Here is a 20,095-nt window from a genome sequence, read left to right on the forward strand (position 1 = left end):
CCGGCCGCGCGTGGGGGAGCGTCCCCGTCCGTGTCGTCCCGGGTCCGCTCATGAGCTGTACGCGCTGTTCTCGTGGACGTACTCGGCCGTCAGGTCGTTGGTCCAGAGGACCGCCGACGCGTCGCCGGAGCGCAGGTCGGCGGTGATCGTGATCCGCCGGTCCGACAGGTTGACCTTGTCCCGGGACTCGCCCGCCGCGCCGTCCCGGCACACCCAGACGCCGTTGATCGCCACGTCGAGCCGGTCCGGGTCGAAGACGGCCGCCGTGGTGCCGATCGCGGAGAGCACCCGGCCCCAGTTGGGGTCCTCGCCGTGCAGGGCGCACTTGAGGAGGTTGTTGCGGGCGATGGAGCGCCCCACCTCGACGGCGTCCTCCTCGGAGGCCGCGCCGACGACGTTCACCTCGATCTCCTTGGAGGCGCCCTCGGCGTCCGCCACGAGCTGCCCGGCCAGGTCCAGGCACACCGCGTGCACGGCCTCCTCGAAGGCCGCCGGGTCGGGGACGGTCCCGGACGCGCCCGAGGCGAGCAGCAGGACGGTGTCGTTGGTGGACATGCAGCCGTCCGAGTCCACCCGGTCGAAGGTGGTGCGCACCGCCGCGCGGAGCGCCTCGTCGAGCGCCTCCGGGTCCACGTCGGCGTCGGTGGTGAGGACGACCAGCATGGTCGCGAGCCCGGGGGCGAGCATGCCCGCGCCCTTCGCCATGCCGCCGACCGTCCAGCCGTCCCGGGTCACCGAGGCGGTCTTGTGGACCGAGTCCGTCGTCCTGATCGCGACGGCCGCGTCCTCGCCGCCGTCCGGCGAGAGCAGCTCCCCGGCGGCGTCGACGCCCGCGAGGACGCGGTCCATCGGCAGCCGCACGCCGATCAGGCCGGTGGAGCAGACCGCGACCTCGTGCGGGTCCACGCCCACCGCGTCCGCCGTCCGCTCGGCCGTGAGGCGCGTGTCGACGGCGCCGGCCTGTCCCGTACAGGCGTTGGCGCCGCCGGAGTTGAGGACGACGGCGGATATCCGGCCGTCGGCCAGGACGCGCCGGGACCAGCGCACGGGCGCGGCCTGGACGCGGTTGGAGGTGAAGACGCCGGCGGCGGCGCGCGACGGCCCCCGGTTCACCACCAGGGCCAGATCGCGGTCACCGGACTCCTTGATCCCGGCGGCGATGCCGCAGGCGAGGAACCCCTGTGCAGCGGTCACACTCACGGAGTGACTCCATTCGTGGGCAGGCCCAGCCGTTCCGGCAGGCCTAGGGCGACATTCATGCTCTGCACCGCGCCACCCGCGGTGCCCTTCGTCAGGTTGTCGACGGCGCTCACGCAGACCAGCCGCCCGGCGTCCGGGTCCACGGCGATCTGCACCTGGACCGTGTTGGACCCGAGGACGGCTGCGGTCGAGGGCCACTGCCCGGGCGGCAGCAGCCGGACGAACGGCTCGTCCGCGTAGGCGGATTCGTAGGCCTCGCGCACCGCCTCCGGGCCCGCGGCGAGCGCCTCGGGGCGGAGCCGTGCCGAGCAGGTGGCGAGGATGCCCCGGGGCATCGGGGCGAGCGTCGGGGTGAAGGACACCGTGACGCGCTCGCCGGCCACCAGGGAGAGGTTCTGGACGAGTTCGGGGGTGTGCCGGTGGCCGCCGCCGACCCCGTACGGGCTCATGGAGCCCATCACCTCGGCGCCGAGGAGGTGCGGTTTGAGGGCCCGTCCGGCGCCCGACGTCCCGCTGGCCGCGACGACCACGACCTCCGGCTCCACGAGCCGGGCCGCGTGCGCGGGGAACAGCGCGAGCGTGACCGCCGTGGGATAGCAGCCGGGCACGGCGATCCGCGTCGAGCCCTTCAACTCATCCCGTGCACCGGGGAGTTCCGGGAGGCCGTACGGCCAGGTCCCGGCGTGTTCGGAGCCGTAGAAGCGTTCCCAGGCCGCCGGGTCGCGCAGGCGGAAGTCCGCCCCGCAGTCCACGATCAGCGTGCCGGGGTCCAACTCCCGCGCGTACGCGGCGGACTGCCCGTGCGGCAGGGCCAGGAAGACCACGTCGTGGCCGCGCAGGGCGGCCGCCGAGGTCTCGCCGAGGACCCGGTCCGCGAGCTCCGCCAGTTGCGGCTGTACCGAGCCGAGGGTGCGGCCCGCGCTGCTGTGCGCGGTCACCGCACCGATCTCCACGCCGGGATGCGACAGCAGCAGGCGGAGGAGCTCCCCGCCCGCGTAGCCACTCGCACCGGCCACCGCGACCCTTACGGTCATGTTCTTCCGTCTCTCCGTACGTGTGGGGGCCGCCGCCCCGGGGAGGGGGCCGCGGAACGCCGTTTCAGGGTGGGGGCGCGGGGTTGCCGGGGCGGGCCCCCGGCCGTGCGTCCCGGCGAACGTCTCGCGGCGTCCCGCCGGACGGGGGCCGCGCGACGGGACCCGGCCCCGCGCGCCTCCGGTCTCGGGGACGGGGTCCGTCGCGGGACCGGTCGCCGTGCGCGGCGCCGTTCGCGCCCTCGGCCGTGCCCCCGCTCCGGGTTTCGTTCCGGTCGCCGTTTCGTGTCGTCGTCCGTGGAATCGTTCGCGACCTTCCGGAAGGAACACGAAAAGCGGATGTGCCCGCACCCCCTCACCCTTCGATCGTGACTTAGCTGAGCCTAACCTAAGTTCAGCTTCCTTGGGGCTCGCCCGTCGCGGTCCACCGATGGGCCGGTCCTGTCGAGCGGCCCGGACGGGCCCGGCGTAGGGTCCGGATATGGGAGAGCCGGCGGACGCGGACGCCGATGACGTCTTCGGCGCGGGACGGTTGGAGGCCGTCCTCGCCGACGTGATGCGCGACACCGGTGCCTCGGTCGGTCTGATGTACCTCCGGGTCCCGGGCGAGGACATGCTGCGTCTTGCGCTGGTGTCGGGCGTCTCCCAGGAGATCGCGGCCCCCTGGGTCCGCATCCCGGCCGACGCCCCGATCCCGGTGGTCGACGCCATGCGCGACCGCGAACTCGTGTGGCTGGGAGGTCAGCAGGAGATCGCCCGCCGTTACCCGCGCCTGGGCATCGTGCTGCCGTACGACTTCCTCCTGGCCGCCGCCCCGATCGCCGACGACGACGCCGTGCGGGGCGGGACCGTCCTGCTGTGGCCGGTCTGGCACCCGCCCCACCTCGACGGGCACGAGCGCGCGGCGCTCGACGACTTCGGCCGCCGGGCGGCCCGCCTGCTGCGCCGGGCGGCCGAACGGGAACCGGCGTCCTACCCCTCCGAACCGCGCGTCGTGCACCCGGACCGGCCCCCGGAGGCCGACCCCGTCCTGTCCCGGTCCGCCCTCCGCTTCGCCGAACGGCTGCCCGTCGGCTGCTGCGCCATGGACCTCGACGGACGCCTCACCTTCCTCAACACCGCCGCCGCGGAGCTGCTCCAGGCAGGCGCGGCGGCGCTGCTGGGCAAGCGCCCGTGGGAGGCGCTGCTCTGGCTGAACGACCCCGTCTTCGAGGACCGCTACCGCGCGGCGGTGGTCAGCCGCCAGCCGATGTCCTTCACCGTCGCGCGGCGGCCGGCGACGCGGCTGCTGTTCGAGCTGTACCCGGACGCCACCGGCATCAGCGTCCACATCACCCGGGTGGCGGGACCCGCCGCGACGGACGAGGAGGAGGGGGAGGGGGAAGGGAGGGCGGCCGGGGCGGGTGCGACGGTCCCGCATGGGACCCCGACCTCGCACGAAACCCCGGCCCCGTCCGGGACGCCGGCCCCGGCCCCGGCCGGAATCTCCACCGCACACGGCGTCTCCACCGCACACGGCGTCTTCGCCACGCACGGTGTCTCCGCCGCGTACGGGACCTCGGCCTCGCCCGGGGTCTTCGAGGCGTCCGTCCCCTCCGGGGGGCCGGCCCCGACCCCCCGGCACGCCGAGCCCGTGGGCGCCGGGGCCGTGTACCACCTCATGCACATGGCGGCGACCCTGGCGGAGGCGGCCGGCGTCCACGACGTCGTCGAGCTCGTCGCCGACCAGATCGTGCCGGCCTTCGGTCCGCAGGGCCTCGTCCTGATGAGCGCGGACGAGGGAAGGCTGCGCATCATCGGCCACCGCGGCTACCGCCAGGAGTTCGTGGACCGGTACGACGGCACGCCCCTGACGGCCGAGGTCGCCGACGCCCAGGTCCTCGCCACCGGCGTCCCCGTCTTCTTCACCAGCCCCGAGGACCTGTACCGCGCCCACCCCCGCGCCCCGCGCTACGAGGACCGCTCCGCCTGGGCGTTCCTGCCGCTGATCGCCTCGGGCCGCCCGGTGGGCTCCCTGATCCTCTCCTACGCCCGGCCGCGTTCCTTCCCGGCGGCCGAGCGGGCCATGCTCACCTCCCTGGCGGGCCTCATCGCCCAGGCACTCGCCCGGGCCCGGCTCTACGACGCCAAGCACTCCCTCGCCCACAGCCTCCAGACCAGCCTGCTCCCGCACGGCCTGATCCCGCTCCCGGGCGTCGGGGTCGCCGCCCGCTATCTGCCGGCGGGCCACGGCATGGACGTCGGCGGCGACTTCTACGACCTCATCCGCGCCGCGCCCGACACCGTCATCGCCGTCATCGGCGACGTCCAGGGGCACGATCCGAACGCCGCCGCCCTCATGGGGCAGGTGCGCACCGCCGTCCACGCGCACGCGACGGCCGGCGCGTCGCCCGGCGACATCCTCGCCCGGACCAACCGGCTCCTGAACGACCTGGACCCGGACCGCTTCACCAGCTGTCTGATCGTCGAACTCGACCTGGCCCGCCACCGCCTGCGGCTCGCCACGGCGGGCCATCCGCCGCCGCTCCTGCGCGCGCCCGACGGCCGGACCCGGCTCCTGGAGGTCCCGCCGGGCCTCCTCCTCGGGATCGCCCCGGACGTCGAGTACGCCACGGCGGAGGTGCCCTGGGAGGCCGGTTCCGTCCTCGCCCTCTACACCGACGGGCTCGTCGAGGCGCCCGGCGTCGACATCGGCACGGCCACGGCGGAGCTGTCCGGCCGCCTCGCGCGGTCCCGGCCCGGGGACCTGGACGCGCTCGCGGACGGCCTGATCCGGCACGTGAAGAACCCCGCGCACCGCACCGACGACGTCGCCCTCCTGCTCCTCCGCCGCGAGCCCTGACCCCCGCCCCCTTCGCTCCTTCGCCCTCGCGGTACTCCCGTCTTGCCGTGCCTATCGAATATCGATAGCTTATTATCGGTTTTCGATCGAAGGGGATGTCATGGGGAAGCTGACGGTGTTCGCCCTGCGGGCCGTGCTCGCGGGACTGCTCGCGGGTTCGGTCTTCGTGGAGGCGGTGATGGTGCCGCTCCTGGCCGCCGACCTGGACGGGCTCAGGCCGGAGTACGCGTACCTCCGCACACCGGTGCTCGTGCTCGTCGTCCTGGGCGCGCTGACCGCGCAGACCGTACTGGTCTGCGTGTGGCGGCTGGTGACGATGGTGCGGCGCGGCACGGTGTTCTCGCACGGCGCCTTCCGGTACGTGGACGTCGTCACCGGCGCCTTCGCCGCGGGCGCCGCCCTGGTGTTCGCGTTCGCCGTCCTCCTGGCGCCCGGCGAGGCCGCCGCCCCGGGCGTGGTGCTCCTGATCTGCGGGGCGAGCCTGGCGGTCCTCGGCGTGGCCCTGATCGTGCTCGTGCTGCGGATGCTCCTCGCCCAGGCCGTCGAGCGCGAGGCCGAGGCGAAGCGGATGCGGGCCGAGCTCGCCGAGGTGATCTGATGGCGATCGTCGTGGACGTCGACGTGATGCTGGCCCGGCGCAAGATGTCCGTGGGCGAACTCGCGGAACGCGTGGGCATCACCCCGGCCAACCTCGCCGTGCTGAAGAACGGGCGTGCCAAGGCGGTGCGCTTCACCACCCTCGGCGCCCTCTGCGAGGTCCTCGACTGCCAGCCGGGCGACCTGCTCCGCTGGGAGCCGGAGCCCGGCGCGGGAGGGAGCACGGCGGCGGACGCCGTGACGGCGGCGGGGGAGGAGCACGGCTGAGGGAGGGCGGGACCCGGCCCGCCGGCCGGGCCCCGCCGGGCGGACGGCGCTACCTCCCGGACACGATCCGTTCGCTGTCGTCGGCCTCTTCGCGGTCCTCGCGGCCTTCGGGAGCGAGCGGGGCCCGCAGCGCGCTCCGGCCCTCCTCCCAGGAGTTCAGCACGCGGGCGCCGAGCCGGTCCTCCAGGAAGCCGGTCGCCGCGATGCCGAGGGCGACGTCGGGCGCCAGGTCCGGCTCGTCCTCCAGGAGGCCGCCCACGACCTCCCGGCGCACGAGCTGCTCGTGGACGGCGTCGGCCTCCACGTGCTCGTCGTAGTACCGCTCCGCCGCCGGACCCGCGCCCGTCCGCCGCATCGCCTCGACGAGCCGGGCGGCGGCCGGCGGTGAGGTCACCTCGACGACGGCGAAGTGCCCCACCAGCGCGCCGCGCAGCCGCCGGTGCAGGGCGAGGAAGGTCGACAGGTTCACGGCCGCCAGCGTCTCGGCCCCCACCGCGTCCACGTACCGTCCGTACGCCGGGTCGAGCCCCAGGTCCACCATGAGGTCGGCGTAGAGCCGCTCGTGCATCCGGTCGGCGCGCCCGCAGCCGAACTCGTCGTACTCGATCGCCACCATCGCCGCCTTGGCGCGGCCGCGCAGCCGGGGGATCACCCAGAGGTACGGGTCGGCCTCCCGGAGCTGCGACACGGAGCGGAGCGCCGCGTACTCCCGCACCTGCCACCGCTCTCCCCGCGAGGCGAGGAACGCGGAGACGCCGGTGGGCTCGGCGGGCTCCACGAGGAGGGCGCCCAGCTCCTCGTCCACGTCCCCGCGGTGCCGGCAGTCGTGGCGCAGCGCGCTCTCGAAGCGGTGCTCCAGGAGGGCGCGGGTCCTGAGCAGGTGCGGGTCCCATTCGAGGGTCTCGGGGACCCCGTCGTACCCCCGGTAGTGCAGGGCGTAGCAGAGGTGCAGGGCGAGTTGGAGGTCCTCGCCGTACGGATCGCAGCGCGCGACCTCCGGGCCGTCGGGCAGCGCCCCGGGGTCGCCGAGCAGCCGTCGCCGGACCGCCCGCGACACCTCGCCGCGGGCCTCGGGGACCCCGGGCGCGCCGGAGGCGGTACGGACGGTCTGCGGGGCGGCGGTCATGAGGTCGGGTCCTCCGGGGAGTCGGCCGCCGGGCGGGGGCGCCGCTGCCGGTGACGGTGGCTGGTGTCGCAGAACGGGGCCCGCTTGCTCCGCCGGCACGTGCACAGGGCGACCACGGGCCGCTCGCAGTGCCGCACCGATCCGTCGGGCATGACGACGTCCACCGGCCCCTCGACGAGCATCGGCCCGTCGTCCAGGGGCCGGACCAGGGGCGGCGCGCTCCGCGCGGGGCCTTCCGTCCGCACCGGGGGCACGGCACCGGGCCGTACGTCCGGGGAAGGGGACATCACACACCACCCATCGGCTGTCTCGTTTCCTCTGCTGCGCGGCTGCCCCGCCGGACCGCGCCCATGCGCGGGCGGTGCGGCGGGGGAGGGGCCGGGGTCACGCGCGGGACGCGCGGATGACCACCAGGTCCTCCGCGCGCGTCCCGGGCGGGACGAGCCCCCGGGCGGCGAACCAGTCCTCGCGGGAGGCCATCACCGGGCCGTAGGGCTGGACGCGGCGGTCGACCACCCGGGCGCGCAGCCCGGCCCGGCGCAGACCGTCCAGGGTGGCGGTGACGCCGGAGAGCGACGACTGCACGACGAGCAGGGTCCCGGCGGAGGTGAGCAGACGGGGCACCCGGGCGCAGACCCGGTCGAGCAGGAGGCGCCCGTCCGTCCCCGCGTCCCAGGCCCGCCGGGGGCCGCGCGCAGGCAGCGCGGGGTCCTCGCAGGGCACGTACGGCGGGTTCACGGTGATCAGGTCGAAGCGCTCGTGCGCCACCGGGGCCTCCAGGTCGCCCCGGAACAGCCGCACCCGGCAGCGGTGCCGCAGCGCGTTGAGACGGGCCGTGGTGACGGCGGCGCGCGAGATGTCCACGGCGGTGGCCCGCGTGCCCCGCAGGGCGGAGGCGACCGCGACGACACCGGTGCCGGTGCACAGGTCGAGCGACCGCGCGCCGTGCCGGAACTCCTCGCGCGCCAGGTTCGCGAGCAGCAGCGCGGTGTCCCCCTGGGGCGCGTACACCCCGGGGAGCCGGTAGACGCGCGGCGTGTCCGCCCGCACGTCCCCGGGCGGGGCGGCGAAGTCCTCGCCGACGGGAGGGGTCACCTGGGTCACAGCGGCCGACCTCCCGCCCGGGACGGGGCGCCGGACGCCGGCGGCACGCGGTCCACCGGCGCGGACGCCTCCTCGGAGTTCCGTATCGGGTTCTTCACGGCCCCGTACCTCAGCGGTCCCGGTCCCGCTCGGACTGCTCCGGCGGCTGCCAGGACTCACGCCTCGCCTCCGCCGCCGGGGGCTGCGCCACTCCGGCGGTCTGCTTCCGCCGGGCCACCCGCCGGGAGCCCCACCAGAACGCGCCGAGCAGCAGGGCCGCCACCAGCACTCCGACCACGATCAGCAGGAGTGAGGAGGAACCTTCCGCCGCCAGGAGGGAAGGCGGTGCGGCGGCGGGGAGAGAGGAGAGAAGCATGATCGCCCTTCCTGTCGGAGACGGGGCAGTTCGTTCGGAACGGCGGATACCCTCGCGGAGAAGATCCATTCGCTCACGGTCGGTGCCCCGCCCTCGCGCGTTCTCAGAGGTCGCGCAGGGCCGGAAGCAGTTCCTTCTCCGCCCAGCGGAAGAACGGCTCCTGGTGCCCGCCGCCGATCTGGACGAGGGCCAGCTCGGTGAACCCGGCCTCGGCGTACGGGCGGGCGGCCTCCACGAACGCGTCGACGTCGTCGCCGCACGGGATGTTCTCCGCCACGTCCTCGGGCCGCACGTTCTCGGTGGCCTGGGCGAACCCGGAGGGCAGCGGAAGCTCGGAGTTGACGCCCCAGCCGCTCAGCGACCAGCGGAACTGGTCGTGGGCGCGCGCCACCGCCGCGTCCCGGTCGGGGTCGTAGCAGACCGGCATCTGGCCGACGCGCGGCTTGCCCGCGCCGCCGTGCTCGTCGAAGGCGTCGAGCAGCTCCCCCTTCGGTTCCGTGGCGATCACCAGGTCGGCCCGGTGCCCGGCGACCCTGCAGGAGTGCGGGCCCGACACGGCGATCCCGATGGGCGGGGGAGTGTCGGGGACGTCCCACAGCTTGGCGTTCTCGACCTGGAAGTGGGTCCCGCGGTGGGTCACGTACTCGCCGGAGAACAGGTCGCGGATGATCCCGGCGGCCTCGTCCAGCATCTCCAGGCGGACGCCCGCCGAGGGCCAGCCCTCGCCGACGACGTGCTCGTTCAGGATCTCGCCCGAGCCGAGGCCGAGCCGGAACCGGCCCTCCGACAGCAACTGCACGGTCGCCGCCTTCTGCGCCACGACCGCCGGGTGGTAGCGGAAGGTCGGACAGGTCACGTACGTCATCAGCGGGATGCGGGAGGTGGCCTGCGCCGCCGCACCCAGGACGCTCCACGCGTACGGGGCGTGGCCCTGCGAGTCCAGCCACGGGAAGGAGTGGTCCGAGATCACGGAGAAGTCGAATCCGACGCGCTCCGCCTCGACCACGTGCCCCACCAGCTCACGGGGCCCGGCCTGCTCGGTCATCATCGTGTAGCCGATCTGCATCATGCCGGGCGACTTGCCGCGAACACGCCCCTTGAAACGGGCATGCCGGACACTTCTGGCGACGGCGGCCGGAACCGCGTGCGACGGGCGGAAATGGGTGTCGGCCCCGATGTGGGCGGACGGTGCCCCGGGGGATGGTGGGGTGGAGGATCGCCCGGCGACCCGGTCGCCGCGTCGGTGCGCGGGGCGGGGCGCACGGAGTGCGGGTCCGGCCGGTGGCGCCGGTCTTCCGGGCCATGGCACGAACGGAGTCCGCGCCCATGACACCTCCCTTCTGGAGACCACGGAGCCCCCGCACCGCTCCGGAGACCCCGCCCGAACCCGGCCGCCGTCCCCACCCGGCGGGTCCGCCGTGAGCGTGACCACGTGGGCGACCGTCGCGGTGTTCGCGGCCGTCTACGTACTGATCGCCACGGAATGGGTCCACCGGGTCGCCGCGGCCCTCGGCGGCGCGGTCGCGATGCTGCTCATCGGGGCGACCAGTCCGGAGGACGCCTTCTTCTCCGAGCACACGGGCATCGACTGGAACGTCCTCTTCCTGCTCCTCGGCATGATGCTGATCGTCTCCGTCCTCAAACGCACCGGCGTGTTCGAGTTCGTCGCCATCTGGGCCGCGAAACGCTCACGGGGGCGCCCGTACCGCCTCATGGTGCTCCTCATCCTCACCACCGCCGTCCTGTCGGCGTGGCTGGACAACGTCACCACCGTCCTCCTCATCGCCCCGGTCACGATCGCGGTCTGCGGCAAGCTCGGCCTCCCCGTCGTGCCGTACCTGATCGCCGAGGTCATGGCCTGCAACATCGGGGGCGCCGCCACCCTGATCGGCGACCCGCCCAACATCATGATCGGCTCGCGGGCCGGCCTCTCCTTCAACGACTTCCTGCTCCACATGGCCCCCGTCACCACCTTCCTGATCCTGGTGTTCGCGCTGATGGCCCGCTGGATGTTCCGGAGCTCCTTCTCGTACGACCCGGAACGGGCCGAACGGGTCATGGCGATGCGCGAGCGGGACGCGATCACCGACAAGCGGCTCCTCGTCGTCAGCGGCGTCGTCATCGGCCTGGTGATGGTCTGCTTCGTCCTGCACACCGCCCTGCACCTGGAACCCTCCGTCGTGGCCATCAGCGGAGGGCTGATCCTGCTCGCCGTCTCCCGGCTGAAGCCCGAGAAGGTGGTGGCGGACGTGGAGTGGCAGACGCTGGCGTTCTTCGCCGGGCTCTTCGTGATGGTCGGCGCCATGGTGCGGACCGGGGTCGTCACCGACATCGGGGAGGCGGCGGCCCGGGCCACCGAGGGGAAGCTGTTCGGCACCTCGATGGCCCTGCTCTTCGGCTCGGTGGTGCCCTCCGCCGTCATCGACAACATCCCCTTCGTCGCCTCGGTCAGCCCGGTCGTCTCCCAGATCGTCGAGTCCTCCGGCGGCACCGAACGGGCCGGCATGCTCTGGTGGTCCTTCGCCCTGGGCGCGGACCTCGCCGGCAACGCCACGATCATCGCCTCCTCCGCCAACGTCGTCACCGTCGGCATCGCCGAACGCGCGGGCCACCCCATCTCCTTCTGGCAGTTCAGCAGGTACGGCCTGGTCGTCACCGCCGCCACCACCGCCCTCGCGGGCCTGTACGTCTGGCTGCGCTACTTCGTCCTGGCCTGACCGGCGCCCCGCCGGGCCACCGAGAGGAGTGAGGACACCATGGACGACTCCGACGAGGAGCGGACCGCCGACCTGGAGGCCGTCCTGTGGCGCGACGACCCCCGCTTCGCCCGCGGCCCGCGCGAAGGCCGCCCCCGGCGCCCCCGCGAGCACCGGCGCGGCCTGGCCTGGCCGGCCATGACCCTCGCCCTCGCCGCCGTCGTCGTCGGAGGGCTCGTCCCGCACGGCCTGCTCCTGGCGGCGGGCCTCGTCACGGCGGCCCTGGCGGTGAACCTCTTCGACCCCGCGGAACGGAGGCCCGGGCGACACCGGCACCGACACCGGCGCGGACCCGGACGGGGCTTCGGCGGCCGGTGGTGACGCCGAGGTGAGAGCCCGCCCGCCCCGCCGTCCCACTCCGTGGAACGGCGGCCGGTGCGCCTTGACCCCGCCGACGGGCACCTGGTTCGATCATGTGCATGAAGAGCAGCCGGACGACCCTCACGCGACGACGCCACGTCGACCTCGCGCGTACGTCCGGCGCCCTCTGTAGCGGGCGCTGACTCCGGCAGAGGTTCTGCACGACCGAGGCCGCCGCCCGCCGCCGTTTTCGGGACACCCGTTCGGCCGCCGCCCGTCGCCCCCGGCGCGCCTCCGTCCGCCGGAGCCGGGTCCCGGCCGCGTAACGCCCGGTCGGCCCCACAGGACTCATCGGCCTCGCTGATCCCCTCAGCCTCATCACCCTCATTGGCCCCATCAGCCCCACCGACCCCACCGGTCCCCTGCCCTCCCGGCGATCCCGGGAGCGCCGACCGCGGGGTCCGCCCACCCGTGCCCGCCGCCCCGCCCGTACGCACCACTCCGCCCGTACGGGTCTCCTCCGCGCCCGCGTACGCACCCGCCCCGCACCCCCTCCCGGAAGGATCCCGTCCCCGCCATGCCCGTCCCGTCCGCGCGCCCCCGCGCCCGCCGCAGGCCCCTGGTCGCCGCGCTGTTCTCCGCCCTCGCCCTCGCGGCCACCGCCGTCCCCGCCGGAGCCGCGCCCACGGCCGACTTCGCCCCGGTACCGCCGCACAACCCGTACGCGGGCCCCGACGGGACCGCCACCATGCACGGGGACACCGGCTCCTCGGACACCACCCCGCTGGCGGGCCCCGGCGCGGGTGCCCTCGCGTCGAAGCGGGTGGCCCTCGCCTCCGCCTGCCCCACCGTCCTCGTCGGCTCCGACGGCCACCCGGTCGTCCTGTGCACCCCGATCTTCGGCCAGGTCCCGACCGTCCACCTGCTGAACCCGGCCGACGGCTCCTCCCTCACCAGCCTCCAGCTCACCAAGGGCTCGCTCCTCGGCGGCGTCTACGCCTACCTCGACGACGAGGACCGGCTCGTCGTCGTGGACGGCAGCCGCAGCCTCCTGCGCGTCGCCCACCGCAAGGACGCCTCGGGGAAGTGGCACCTCTCCGTCGACCGGAGCCTCTCCCTCGCCTCCGCCGTCCCCGCCGACGACGCGGTCACCGGCCTCTCGCCGGACTGGCAGGGACGCGTCTGGTTCGCCACCGGCAACGGCGTGGTCGGCCTCGCCGACGACCGGACCGGACGGGTCACCACCCTGCGCCTGCCCGCCGGCGAGCGCGTCGCCAACAGCATCTCCACCGCCCCCGAGGGCACCGCCGTCACCAGCACCCACGCCACCTACCTGCTCACCGCGGACGCCGACGGCACCCCGACGATCGCCTGGCGGCAGGCGTACGACCGGGGCCGGGCCCGCAAGCCCGGCCTGCTGAGCTGGGGCAGCGGCTCCACCCCGACCTTCCTCGGCCCGAAGACCGGCACCGACTACGTCGCGATCGTCGACAACGCCGACACCACCGTCCGCCTCAAGGTGTACCGCACGGCCGGCGGTGCCGAGGTCTGCTCGATCCCCGTCCTCCAGGCCGCCGGCGGCCCCGGCAGCGAGAACTCGCCGATCGGCGCGGGCGACAGCGTCTTCGTCGCCGGCACCTACGGCTACCCGTACCCGGCGCTCCCGGACGGCGCGGGCCCGTCCGTCCCCTCCTCGGCGGACTTCGCCGGCGGCCTGACCCGGGTCGACATCCGCCCCGACGGCACCGGCTGCGCCACGGTCTGGGACAACACCCTGCGCTCGGCGGCCGTACCGAAGCTGTCCACCGCCACGAACACCCTGCACACCGTCCTGCGCGACCCGCTCATCCCCGGGACCAGGGGGACGGGCATCCTCGACCCGTACCGCTACGTCCAGATCGACCCGGAGACCGGCCGCGTCACCCGCTCCAAGCAGGTCGGCGTCGGATCCCTGTACGACACGCTCCAGATGGCCGGCACCGTCGCCCCGGACGGCGCCTACCTCCAGGGCACGGTCACCGGCGTCCTGCGGATCACCGCGGGCTGAGCCCCGCCCCGCCTCAGTACACGTCGCGGACGTACCGCCGGTCCACGGCCATCCGCTCGACGTAGGCGGCCGCCTCCTCGTCGCCCATCCCGCCGTGCCGGGCGACGAGTTCGCGCAGGGTCCGGTCGACGTCCTTGGCCATGCGGGCGGCGTCGCCGCAGACGTAGAAGTGCGCGCCGTCCCGCAGCCAGGACCAGAGGACGGAGCCGTGCTCGCGCATGCGGTCCTGGACGTAGACCTTGTTGCGCCGGTCGCGGGAGAAGGCGGTGTCGAGCCGGTGCAGATGGCCGGAGGCGAGCCGTTCCTCCAGCTCCTCGCGGTAGTAGAAGTCGGTGGCCTCGCGCTGCTCGCCGAAGAACAGCCAGTTGCGGCCGGTGTGGCCCCGGGCCCGGCGCTCCTCCAGGAAGCCGACGAAGGGGGCCACGCCCGTTCCGGGGCCGACCATGATCATGGGCGTGGCGGAGTCGGCCGGCGGCCGGAAGTGCGGGGAGCGCTGCACGAAGACCTGGACGGGGCCGTCGTCGGCGTGGTCGGCCAGGTAGGCGGAGCACACGCCGGTGCGGTCCCGGCCGCGGTCGTTGGTGTAGCGCACGACGGAGACGGTGAGCCGGACCTCGCCCGGGTGGGCCAGCGGGCTGGAGGATATCGAGTACAGGCGCGGCTGGAGGCGCTTGAGGACCCCGGTCCACTCGGCGGCGGAGGCGCGGACGGGGAAGCCGCCGATCACGTCGGCCATCTGGAGCCCCCACCCCCACTTCGCCAGCTCGTCCTTGTTGCCGGGGCGCAGCAGCCGCCTGAGGTCGTGGCTCCCGGAGCGCTCGGCCACGAACCTCAGCAGGTCCGGGGTGACGCGCGTGACGTCGAGACGGGTCCGCAGGGCCTCGGCCAGCGGGAGGGGCCCGGCGCCGCCCGCGTCGACCGGCTCGTCGGGGTCGAGCCCCGTGAGCGCCAGCCACTCGGCGACCGGACCCGTGCCGTTCACCGGCCACACCCCGAGCGCGTCGCCCGCCTCGTACGCGAGCTCGCCGCCCCGGGTGTCGAAGGCGAACCGCCGCACCTCCTTCTGCGAACCGGGCAGGCTCAGCAGCCGGTTGCCGACGAGGAGCGTGGCGAACGGGGAGGCCTTCGTGTACGCCGGGGGCCGCGCCGCCCCGGAGTCCGCGACCCGCCCGGCGGGGACGGGAGCACGGGCCGGGGAGGGGGACGGCACCGGGGCCGACCCGGGGGCCGGGGCGGCGAGCAGCGGCAGGAGCGCCGCGAGCCAGGCTCCGGAGCCCTCCTCGTGGTCGGGTTCGCAGTCGGTACGGGGGTGGAGGCGGGTGGCGCCGAGCGCGGCGAGGCGCTCGTCGACCCGTCGGCCGTGGCCGCAGAAGTCGGCGTAGCCGGAGTCGCCGAAGGCCAGGACGGCGAAGCGGACGCCGTCGAGGCGCGGGGCGTCGGGGGCGGCCAGCGCCTGCCAGAAGGCCGTTCCGTTGTCCGGGGCGTCGCCGTCCCCGAACGTACTGGTCACCACCAGCAGGTCCGCGTCGGGACCGATCCCCCCGAGGTCCGCGCCCTCCATCGGGAGGAGGGCCGGGGAGTGCCCGGCCTCGGCGAGCCGGCCGGCGGCGGTGACGGCGAACTCCTCGGCCGTGCCGGTCTGGGAGGCCCACAGGACCAGCAGGCGGCGCGCGGGGACGGCCCGCTGTCCGTCCTCCGCCGGGCCGTCGGACGGGGCCGGAGCCGGTGCGGCGGCGCGCGAGAACGCCCCGGCGAGCACCCCGTCGACCCAGAGCCCGCGCTCCGGCGCGAAGGGCGCGGACGCCGGGAGGACCGGCACCCGGCCGTCGGCGGGCGCTCCGGCGGGCCCGGCGAGTCCGGCGAGGAAGCCCGCGAGGTAGTGGCGCTCCGGCTCGGTGAACGGGGGAGGGGCGAGGTCCGCGACGCCGAAAAGGGCGGCGAGCGCGGGCACGGCCCCTCCGTCCGGCTCCCGTCCCGCCTCCCGCGCCCGCTCCTCCTCCGGGTGGGCGACGGGCACGGCGACGGGGACGGGCACGGGGGCGGCCGTCTTCGCGAGGGTCACCGCGCACACCTTGAACTCGGGCTGGAAGGAGATCGGGTCGACGGCGTCGTTGGTGACGGCGTTGATGCCGAGGTACTCCCCGAACAGGTCGTTCCAGTGGAAGGGGGCGAAGCAGTTCCCGGGCAGGACCCGGTCGGTGACCACGGCGGGCAGGACGGCGCGCCCGCGCCGCGAGGCGATCTCCACGCCGTCGCCCTCGGCGATGCCGAGCGCCGCCGCGTCCTCGGGATGGATCTCGACGAAGGGACCGGGGTTCAGCTTCGCGAGCTTGGCGACCTTGCCGGTCTTGGTCAGCGTGTGCCACTGGTGCTGGAGGCGTCCGGTGTTGAGGACGAACGGATAGGAGTCGTCGGGCAGTTCCGCCGCCGGCAGGTGCGGGCGCGCGAAGAACCGGGCGCGCCCGCTCGCCGTCGGGAAGGCCAGCCGGGGCCGGGTGCCGTCCTCGCGCTCCAGGAGCGTCTGGCTGACGCCGTCGTTCACGTACCGGACCGGGTTGCGGTCGGGGCCGTCGAGGGCCGCGGCCGGCCACTGGACGGGGGTGGCGCGCAGCCTCTCGTACGTCACGCCGCGCAGGTCCCAGCCGGTCCCCGGGTTCCACGCCCGCTTGAGCTCCTCGAACACCTCCTCGGCGGAGACGTACGTGAAGCCCTCGGCGAAGCCCATCGCGCAGGCGACCCGGGCGATCAGCTGCCAGTCGGGCAGGGCCTGCCCGGGCGGGTCGACGACCCCCTGGACGAGGGTGAGGTTCCGCTCGGAGTTGACCATGACGCCGTCGGACTCCGCCCACAGCGTGGCCGGCAGCACCACGTCCGCGTACGCGTTGGTCTCGGTCTCGGCGAACACGTCCTGGGTGACGACGAGTTCGGCGGCCTCCAGGGCGTCGATGACGGTCCTGCGGTTGGCGACCGAGGCGACCGGGTTGGTGCAGATGATCCAGCATGCCTTGATGTCCCCGGCCGCCATCCGCTCGAACATCTCGACCGTGCCGCGCCCCGCCTCGGTCCGCAGCGTCCCCTCGGGGACGTTCCACAGCTCCTCGACGAAGGCGCGGTCGGCGTCGACGAGCACCGACCGCTGGCCGGGCAGCCCCGGCCCCATGTAGCCCATCTCCCGGCCGCCCATGGCGTTGGGCTGGCCGGTGAGCGAGAAGGGACCGGCGCCCGGACGGCAGATCGCGCCGGTCGCGAGGTGCAGGTTGACGAGCGCGTTGGTGTTCCAGGTGCCGTGCGTGGACTGGTTGAGCCCCATGGTCCAGCAGCTCGTCCACGCCCCGGCCTCGCCGATCCACCGCGCGGCCTCCCGGATGTCCGCCTCGGGGAGTCCGGTGATCCCGGCGACCTTCGCGGGCGGGTAGTCGGAGAGGAAGGCGGGCATCTCCTCCCAGCCCTCCGTGAACTCCGCGACGAACTCCTCGTCGACGTGCCCGTTCTCGACGAGGAGGTGCAGCAGTCCGTTGAGCAGGGCGAGATCGGTGCCCGGCCGGATCGGCAGGAAGAGGTCCGCCTTGTCGGCGGTGGCGTTGCGCCGGGGGTCGACGACGATCAGCTTCGCCCCGGCCGACTTCACCCGGTCCATCATCCGCAGGAAGAGGATCGGATGGCAGTCCGCCATGTTGGAGCCGATCACGAGGAACACGTCCGCGTGGTCGAGGTCCCGGTACGAGCCGGGCGGCCCGTCCGCGCCGAGCGACAGCTTGTAGCCGGAACCGGCCGACGCCATGCACAGCCGGGAGTTCGACTCGATCTGGTGGGTGCGGACGAAGCCCTTGGCCAGCTTGTTCGCCAGGTACTGCGCCTCCAGCGACATCTGCCCGGAGACGTAGAAGGACAGCGCGTCGGGTCCGTGCTCGTCCAGGATCGCGCGCAGCCGCCCCCCGACCGCCTCGACGGCGGCGTCCACGTCCGTCTCGACCGGCTCGCCGCCGCGCTCCGCCCGGACCAGCGCCTTCCCGATCCGGCCCGGGGCCGCCGTCATGTCGGCGCTCGTGGCCCCCTTCGTGCACAGCCGTCCGGAGTTGGCCGGGTGCGCCTTGTCGCCGGACGCCTTCACGACCCGCCGCAGCCCGGTCGCCGGGTCGCGCGCGACGTCGAGGACGATGCCGCAGCCGACCCCGCAGTACGAGCAGACCGTTCGCGAAGTCCCGCCCTCCGGCTCCATCGGCACCCCTCGTCGTCGTCCTCCCGGGTGGGAGGTCTCCCACCCCCACGACCGTAGGAAGCCCCGGTTTCCGGGCGATCACGCCCCCCGGGCACGGGACGTTACACCGGACGCACGACGGGAGCCGGGGCGGCGTGAGCACCCGCCGGCACCCGGTGGACGACGCGGGTGCGGCCGTGATCCGTCCGGCACCCCCTAGAGTGCGGGGATGCCGTCGTACAGCATGGGGCAGGCCGCGCGGCTGCTCGGAGTGAGTTCGGAGACCGTTCGCCGGTGGGCGGACGGGGGCAGGCCGGCCGTGGAGCGCGACGGGGCCGGCCGGCGGGTGATCGAGGGCGCGGCCCTGGCCGCCTTCGCCCGGGAGCGCGGGGCCGGGCTGCACGCCGTCCCGGAGGACGACGTGTCGACCTCGGTGCGGAACTCCTTCGTGGGGATCGTGACCGGGGTACGGGTCGACGACGTGGCCGCGCAGGTGGAGGTGCAGTCGGGTCCGCACCGGCTGGTGTCCCTCGTGACCCGCGAGGCCGTCGAGGAACTGGGCCTCGAGGTCGGGGTCACGGTCACCACCCGGGTGAAGTCGACCAACGTCCATGTCGACCTGCGCTGAACCGCCACGGGCGGGGCGCGCGTCGACCTGTGCCGACCTGCTACGGCCGGGACCGGTTCAGCGGCAGAGGAGGGCGGCGTACAGGTCCACCCGGTCGTCGAGGCGGGACAGGTCCCGGCCGGTGAGGGACTCGATGCGCTCGACGCGGTAGTGGACCGTGTTGACGTGGATGTGCAGGGCCTCGGCGGTCCTCGTCCAGGAGCAGTCGTGCGCGAGGAAGGCCTCCAGGGTCTCCAGGAGCATGGTCCCCGACCCCCGTCCGGCGCCGATCAGGGGACCGAGGACCGTCGTGCGGTAGACGTCCCGCACGTCGGCGGGGACGCCGGCGAGGAGCAGGGCCAGCCCGTCGAGGTCGCGGAGCCCGGCGACGCACGGGGCCGACGAGGGCGGCGACGGCGCGGCGGGAGTCGCCGCCAGGGCGTAACGGGCCTGCGCCAGCGCGGTGTTCAGCTCCGCGGGGGCGGTGGCGGGCAGGCTCAGGCCGACCCGCCAGGTGCTCTCCGGCCGGCAGGCCCGGATCAGCGGCCACACCTCGCGCAGCCGCGCCGCCGTGTCGTCCGTCGCGCCGTCCGCCGCGCCCCCCTCGTGGGCGAGGACGGCCGTCGCCTCGTCGCCGGCGCCCGGAGCGACGGCGAACGCGACGGACGGCAGGTGGCCGAGCGCCTCGGTGAGCCCGGCGACCCCGTCGGCACCGCCGTTCCCGTCCGGTTCCAGGGCCGCGACGACCACCGTGTACGCGGCCCGGTCCGCCAGGCCGCAGGAGGCCAGCGCGCTCCGCAGCCGCTCGGTGTCGGCGCGCGCGGCGCCGATCGCCTCCACCAGCCGGGCGGCGGCGGGGCCGCGCGCCGCCCGGTGCCGGTCCCGGCGGCGCCGGTGCCGGCCGAGGAGCTCGGACATCTCCTGGAGGACCCTCGGGGGCACCCGCCCCTCCTCCGGCAGGTGCAGGTGCCAGGCGTCGAAGTCCGTGCCCTCCGCCTCGACGCGCAGCGTCGTGCCCCGCCCGTCCCGCAGGACCTCCGCGGCCTCCCGGGCCAAAAGCTCCGCCGTACCGCCGGTGCGGGCCACGGTCCGGCCGCTGGCGGTGAGCAGGTGGCAGGCGGGCGTGCCGAGGTGGGCGAAGGCCCGGTCGAGCAGCTCGCCGGTCGTCGCACCGCCCTCCAGGGCCCGGTCGAGGTCCAGGCGGACGTTCTCCGGCAGGGCGTGATGGCCGGTGGGGTACCGGTTGAGCTCGCCCCACTGGCGCAGGTAGACGGCTTCGGTGACGGCCCGGAAGCTGGTGTGCGGGGGCACGGCGACCAGGGCGACGCGGTGCCTGCGGCACGCGTCGACCAGCTCGCGCGGCACGTGCCCGTGGGTCTCCTCGCCGGCGAGCAGTGCCACGGCCCCCGACCGGCGCAGGGCCGACACGAAGCGGTCGGTCCTGGCCGGCGCGCCGTCCGGGCTCCACCACACCAGCCCGCTCAGCACGACCTCGCCCGGCTGGAGGAAGCGCTCCGGGTCCTCCAGGTCGGTCGCGGTCACCCCGGAGATCTCCTGGCCGAGCAGCGCCTCGTCGCCCCAGACGAGGGAGAGGTCCAGCCGGTCGAGCCGGAGGAGGTGGTCGACGTGCATACGAGGCTCCTTGCGCGGTCGCGGGACGGGCCC

17 protein-coding genes are annotated in these 20,095 nt (G+C 74.8%); 8 read left to right on the forward strand and 9 right to left on the reverse strand.

The features are described from left to right. Positions 1-48 precede the first annotated feature (48 nt). Both argJ and argC read right to left on the reverse strand, forming a co-directional pair. Positions 49-1,200 (reverse strand): bifunctional glutamate N-acetyltransferase/amino-acid acetyltransferase ArgJ, encoded by a 1,152-nt coding sequence (gene argJ, locus AB0398_RS07235; protein ID WP_366372856.1) that lies wholly within the window; start codon positions 1,198-1,200, stop codon positions 49-51. After that, positions 1,197-2,234, reverse strand: a complete 1,038-nt coding sequence (gene argC, locus AB0398_RS07240) for an N-acetyl-gamma-glutamyl-phosphate reductase (RefSeq protein WP_366372857.1) — start codon at positions 2,232-2,234, stop codon at positions 1,197-1,199. Before argC ends, argJ begins: the two co-directional genes overlap by 4 nt. 478 nt (positions 2,235-2,712) lie before the next feature. On the opposite strand from argC, the gene AB0398_RS07245 reads away from it, so the two are divergent. From AB0398_RS07245 to AB0398_RS07255, 3 genes are all read left to right on the forward strand, one after another. Further along, positions 2,713-5,073 carry a GAF domain-containing SpoIIE family protein phosphatase gene (locus AB0398_RS07245; RefSeq protein WP_366372858.1) on the forward strand — a complete coding sequence of 787 codons (2,361 nt, stop codon included), beginning with the start codon at positions 2,713-2,715 and terminating at the stop codon, positions 5,071-5,073. Between the two features lie 100 nt (positions 5,074-5,173). After that, the gene (locus AB0398_RS07250; protein ID WP_366372859.1) at positions 5,174-5,671 is read left to right on the forward strand and encodes a DUF2975 domain-containing protein; all 498 of its coding nucleotides are present in this window, start codon (positions 5,174-5,176) and stop codon (positions 5,669-5,671) included. Beyond that, positions 5,671-5,937 (forward strand): helix-turn-helix transcriptional regulator, encoded by a 267-nt coding sequence (locus AB0398_RS07255; RefSeq protein ID WP_366372860.1) that lies wholly within the window; start codon positions 5,671-5,673, stop codon positions 5,935-5,937. The genes AB0398_RS07250 and AB0398_RS07255 overlap by 1 nt, the downstream gene beginning before the upstream one ends. A 49-nt stretch (positions 5,938-5,986) precedes the next feature. Here AB0398_RS07255 and AB0398_RS07260 read toward each other — a convergent pair whose 3' ends face one another. The 5 genes from AB0398_RS07260 to AB0398_RS07280 all read right to left on the reverse strand — a co-directional run bounded on the left by AB0398_RS07260 (position 5,987) and on the right by AB0398_RS07280 (position 9,591). Next, a complete protein-coding gene (locus AB0398_RS07260) occupies positions 5,987-7,063 on the reverse strand; it encodes an iron-containing redox enzyme family protein (protein WP_366372861.1) in 1,077 nt (358 codons plus the stop codon). After that, positions 7,060-7,350: a CDGSH iron-sulfur domain-containing protein gene (locus tag AB0398_RS07265; RefSeq protein ID WP_366372862.1), complete on the reverse strand. Its 291-nt coding sequence runs from the start codon at positions 7,348-7,350 to the stop codon at positions 7,060-7,062. Before AB0398_RS07265 ends, AB0398_RS07260 begins: the two co-directional genes overlap by 4 nt. A gap of 97 nt (positions 7,351-7,447) precedes the next feature. Continuing rightward, entirely contained in the window at positions 7,448-8,113 is a 666-nt protein-coding gene (locus AB0398_RS07270) for a HemK2/MTQ2 family protein methyltransferase (protein ID WP_366373026.1), read from the reverse strand. A 163-nt stretch (positions 8,114-8,276) separates the two neighbouring features. Then, positions 8,277-8,522 carry a DUF6479 family protein gene (locus AB0398_RS07275; protein ID WP_366372863.1) on the reverse strand — a complete coding sequence of 82 codons (246 nt, stop codon included), beginning with the start codon at positions 8,520-8,522 and terminating at the stop codon, positions 8,277-8,279. Between the two features lie 103 nt (positions 8,523-8,625). Further along, a complete protein-coding gene (locus AB0398_RS07280) occupies positions 8,626-9,591 on the reverse strand; it encodes an LLM class F420-dependent oxidoreductase (protein WP_366372864.1) in 966 nt (321 codons plus the stop codon). A gap of 349 nt (positions 9,592-9,940) precedes the next feature. Here AB0398_RS07280 and AB0398_RS07285 point away from each other — a divergent pair, with 349 nt between their 5' ends. The 4 genes from AB0398_RS07285 to AB0398_RS07300 all read left to right on the forward strand — a co-directional run bounded on the left by AB0398_RS07285 (position 9,941) and on the right by AB0398_RS07300 (position 13,625). Further along, entirely contained in the window at positions 9,941-11,239 is a 1,299-nt protein-coding gene (locus tag AB0398_RS07285) for an ArsB/NhaD family transporter (RefSeq protein ID WP_366372865.1), read from the forward strand. A 39-nt stretch (positions 11,240-11,278) separates the two neighbouring features. After that, positions 11,279-11,599 (forward strand): DUF3040 domain-containing protein, encoded by a 321-nt coding sequence (locus AB0398_RS07290; RefSeq protein WP_366372866.1) that lies wholly within the window; start codon positions 11,279-11,281, stop codon positions 11,597-11,599. Positions 11,600-11,697: 98 nt separating this feature from the next. After that, positions 11,698-11,781 carry a putative leader peptide gene (locus AB0398_RS07295; RefSeq protein ID WP_366373027.1) on the forward strand — a complete coding sequence of 28 codons (84 nt, stop codon included), beginning with the start codon at positions 11,698-11,700 and terminating at the stop codon, positions 11,779-11,781. 374 nt (positions 11,782-12,155) lie between these two features. Further along, positions 12,156-13,625 (forward strand): hypothetical protein, encoded by a 1,470-nt coding sequence (locus AB0398_RS07300; RefSeq protein WP_366372867.1) that lies wholly within the window; start codon positions 12,156-12,158, stop codon positions 13,623-13,625. 13 nt (positions 13,626-13,638) lie between these two features. Here the strand turns inward: AB0398_RS07300 and AB0398_RS07305 are convergent, their stop codons facing one another. Then, positions 13,639-17,844 carry a bifunctional nitrate reductase/sulfite reductase flavoprotein subunit alpha gene (locus tag AB0398_RS07305; protein ID WP_366373028.1) on the reverse strand — a complete coding sequence of 1,402 codons (4,206 nt, stop codon included), beginning with the start codon at positions 17,842-17,844 and terminating at the stop codon, positions 13,639-13,641. 208 nt (positions 17,845-18,052) lie between these two features. On the opposite strand from AB0398_RS07305, the gene AB0398_RS07310 reads away from it, so the two are divergent. After that, positions 18,053-18,451, forward strand: a complete 399-nt coding sequence (locus tag AB0398_RS07310) for a TOBE domain-containing protein (protein ID WP_366372868.1) — start codon at positions 18,053-18,055, stop codon at positions 18,449-18,451. A gap of 57 nt (positions 18,452-18,508) precedes the next feature. Here the strand turns inward: AB0398_RS07310 and AB0398_RS07315 are convergent, their stop codons facing one another. Continuing rightward, on the reverse strand, positions 18,509-20,062 hold the full coding sequence (locus AB0398_RS07315) for a PucR family transcriptional regulator (protein ID WP_366372869.1): 1,554 nt from the start codon (positions 20,060-20,062) through the stop codon (positions 18,509-18,511). Positions 20,063-20,095: the final 33 nt, after the last annotated feature.

The sequence above is a fragment of the Streptomyces sp. NPDC086147 genome, assembly GCF_040702165.1.
In the GTDB taxonomy this organism is placed as follows: Bacteria; Actinomycetota; Actinomycetes; order Streptomycetales; family Streptomycetaceae; genus Streptomyces.